This is a genomic window from uncultured Blautia sp., assembly GCF_902497045.1.
Classification (GTDB): Bacteria; Bacillota; Clostridia; order Lachnospirales; family Lachnospiraceae; genus Blautia_A.
Window position 1 is genome coordinate 1 of sequence record NZ_CABVDF010000249.1, and the last position, 3,863, is coordinate 3,863.

The 3,863-nt window shown below is 43.4% G+C and carries 3 protein-coding genes; all 3 read right to left on the reverse strand.

Translation table 11 applies throughout. The features are described from left to right. Nucleotides 1–24: 24 nt before the first annotated feature. Nucleotides 25–1,071: a selenide, water dikinase SelD gene (selD, locus tag RDS42_RS13190; RefSeq protein WP_308784063.1), complete on the reverse strand. Its 1,047-nt coding sequence runs from the start codon at nt 1,069–1,071 to the stop codon at nt 25–27. Between the two features lie 45 nt (nt 1,072–1,116). Then, a complete protein-coding gene (gene selB / locus RDS42_RS13195; protein WP_308784064.1) occupies nt 1,117–3,039 on the reverse strand; it encodes a selenocysteine-specific translation elongation factor in 1,923 nt (640 codons plus the stop codon). Between the two features lie 92 nt (nt 3,040–3,131). Next, nucleotides 3,132–3,863 (reverse strand): MFS transporter (locus tag RDS42_RS13200; protein ID WP_308784065.1); only part of this gene is annotated, 732 nt, incomplete at its 5' end.

Here is a 3,863-nt window from a genome sequence, read left to right on the forward strand (position 1 = left end):
TTTATCCATAATTTTCTCATTTTCTTATTTCAGAATCAAATATTTTTCTTGTTTTTCCCTTACTTCTCCAATCTGCGAACAGGGAAGTTCCAAAGTTTTTAGCCTATCCAGAAGACAGGCGGCCTCCTGTTTCGGTACAGAGAGAAGCAATCCGCCTGATGTCTGCGGATCATATGCCAGATCCTCCAGCCAGGTTCCCGGAATCTGACTTTCTACATCTTCTTCCAGATACTCTCTGTTCCTGTATGCACCTGCCGGAATCAATCCCATTTCTGTATAGGACTGTACTCCTTGAAGAACCGGAAAACTTCCGGTATCCAGAACCAGGGTTTTTCCGCTTCCCTTTGCCATTTCCATAGCATGTCCCGCAATTCCGAAACCTGTAATATCCGTACAGCTGTGAATGGAAAATTCTGCTGCAATATCCCTTGCGTACCGATTCAGAAAAGTCATATTTTTCACAGCTGCTTCAATTTCGTCTTCTGAAGCAAGTTCTCCTTTGATAGCTGTAGAAAGAATGCCGGTACCAAGTGGTTTGGTAAGGATCAGAACATCTCCTGCTTCTGCTCCATAGTTTTTCCACATAAGCTTCGGGTTTACAAATCCGCTGACACACAGCCCATATTTCGGTTCGTTGTCAGAGATTGTATGTCCGCCTGCCAGCACTGCTCCTGCTTCGATCACCTTGTCCGCTCCGCCTTTCAGGATTTCTCCAAGGATCTCTATATCCAGGCAGTCCGGAAATGCAGCCAGATTCAGAGCCACTTTGGGCTCACCTCCCATGGCATATACGTCGCTTAGGGCATTTGCCGCAGCAATCTGTCCAAACAGATACGGATCATCCACAACCGGGGTAAAAAAGTCAACCGTCTGGATCATTGCCAGATCGTCATTAATTTTATAGACCGCAGCATCGTCTGAGGTCTCTGTTCCCACTAAAAGCATGGGATCACTGAATTTCGGCAGCTTGCCCAAAACTTGAGCAAGGGTCTTAGGACCTTTTTTAGCCGCTCAGCCGGATGTACTTGACATTTGTGTTAAACGAATTTCTTTATCTGCCAAAATTCTCATCTCCCTTCCATAATTTCCGGCTATCGTATTCTTTTAAAGCTGCCCTTATGTTCGATCAGGACGCTGTTTGCCGGAATCTTTCAGGACTCGTCCTTCTTCTTTTTTTCTTGTAAAACCATTTTTGTCGAAATGCTCCAGAAGGGCCACCGCTACCTTTCTTGAACATCCCAGATAGTCTCTGTACTCTCCAAGAGCGATAATCTCTTTCTTCTGTGCCATTTCCCGGAAAGCTTCTTTTCCTCTTTCGTAATAATCCCTATGGATACAATACTGCTCATCCAGACGGATCAGAATTTTTTTATTTAAAAGAGAGGTAAATACCGGTTTAAATTTCTTCTGGTTTCTGTGCTCCTTCAGATACAGTTCTGTGGCAAGAGGGGAAAAACCGGATTCCAGATAGTGCGCAAGGATTTCCTGTACGATGGCATCCTCATCCTCCTTCAGTACCACTTTAAAACGCTTTTTGCTGACACAGCCGTTTTGTTCCTTGATGACCTTCTGAGTTTTCAGTACTTCCAGTATATCGTCTGTGATCCTGGAATTTTCCAGTTTCAGTCTGCTGCGCAGCTCCTCGATCCCCATTCCCTCTTTCAAAGAATAAGTTTTATGAAAATCATCCAGAATACGCTCTGTTTTTCTGCAATAAAAATTCATTTCTTCTCTGTGAATATAAAGGCCTTCTTCCAGACACACCAGAATTCCTTTTTCTGTCAGCTTTGCCGCTGTATTTTTCAGCCCGGATCTGTCCAGGGAGTTTCTTCCTGCCAGTTCCTCCAGAGAATAAAAGCAGCCTCTGTGCTCCAGAATTGAGGTTTCCAGCATTTGCGCACCTGTTCCCTTTTCTTTGATCCCACAGGCCTCCAGGACTTTTGAATCCTTTCTTTTATGCTTACGGGGACAGGCGTCAAGAATACATCCTCCTCCAATGGTCTCTGCCGGGGAATAAAAACGGATCACAAAACGGTCGCCCTTTTCCATTACCGTTTCCTCTTCCAGGCGCAGCTGAGCATAGCAGGTTTCTCCCGCCTTCAGTTCCTCCCGGTCAAGAAGGATCACCTTCCCCAGAAGCTCTTTTGTTCCATGATAAATATGAACTCTGCTTCCATTTTTTACTACACGCTCTGTATGACGCAGAACAGTCAGAGACACATCTGCCATCATGGACGGATACAGACTGTTTTTGAAAGCGATCACATCGCCCCTTGAAATCTCCTCTTTTTTACGGTCTGGAAGATTCAGCGCCACACGCTGTCCTGCATGAGCAACCTCTACTCCCTGTTCATGTACCTGAATGCTCCGGATCTTTACGGGAACATTTTCCGGATAGAGAAATGCTTCCTGCTCTTTTTTTATTTTTCCGCCCAGAAGTGTGCCTGTGACAACTGTTCCAAACCCTTTCAGTGTAAACACCCGGTCTACCGGAAGCCGGAAAGCCCGGGTTTCTTTATGATCCGGCAGCTTCTGATACATCTGGTACAAAATTTTCTTTAATTGATCCAGTCCCTGGTTCTTATATACGGATACAGGGATCACCGGAGCGTTTTCCAGAAAAGTTCCTTCCGTCAGCTCCCGTATATCCTCTTCAACAAGTTCCACAAGCTCCGGATCTGCAAGGTCTGTTTTGGTGATCACAATAATTCCCTGACGGATTCCAAGGGTAGACAGAATATCCAGATGCTCCACAGTCTGGGGCATAATACCTTCATCAGCAGCAACCACCAGCATTACAAGATCCATGCCTCCTACACCGGCCAGCATGTTTTTTACAAATTTTTCATGACCTGGCACATCCACGATCCCCACACGTTCTCCCCCTGGGAAATCCATCCAGGCAAACCCCAGTTCTATTGTGATTCCACGTTTTTTTTCTTCTTTCAGACGGTCCGTGTCAATTCCGGTCAGAGCCTTGATCAGACAGGTTTTTCCGTGATCTACATGACCTGCAGTTCCTATAATTCCATATTTCATGAGATTAACCTCTGTTAAAGACCAACAATGTTTTCTGGTCTGTTTTCCTATACAATCATACCACAGGCAAAATTTTTTTACTATAGGGAAACTTATTTTGAATAAAGACCAGGATAAGCCTTTCTGTCCAGTTTTAAATAAATGCTGTATAGAATCATCACAAATAATCCTACTGCGGCAATGATCCCCCATACAGTGCTGAATGTATAATGGTCAATAAGAGTTCCTATTACATAGTTGCTTAATATTCCAATTAATCCGGCACAGCTGCTTGTAATACTTAATACTCGTCCGCGATGTGTTTCCGGTATTCTCTTTGTAAGATAAGGCGTTTTTGATATGGAACCAAATATTTCTCCTACGGTAAATATAATCATTCCCGCAACAGCGATTATAAAATAATGATTTACAAAAATAAAAAAAGCAAGCCCTAAACATTCCAGCAGCTGCCCCAAATACATAATTCTGACATCTATGACTTTAGAAAACTTTTTTGTCAGTATAGGCGTACCTATAACCACCACAACAGCGTTGATACTCGTTAAAATTCCAAAGCGAAAAGCGCCTGAGCCACGAAAAGCTTCTTCCATATGTAAAGGCATCAAAAAATTATACTGATTATAGATCAGCGCCGCTATACCTGAGATCACAAACAGCAAAAAGAATAACTTACGCTGAGAAAACACCTTGAATATTGATCCTGTTTCACCTTTTTCATATTCGTTCCATGTTTTATTATCCAAATCAGCGGTTCGTACATTCTTAATGAAGAACAGCAGTAACAGCGTACTGGATATGTCTGCCAGCCCGTTAATAAAAAAGGA

What these genes read in the sequence shown, in the direction of transcription:
- selB (WP_308784064.1), bottom strand. Translation starts at nt 3,039, where the DNA reads ATGAAATATGGAATTATAGGAACTGCAGGTCATGTAGATCACGGAAAA.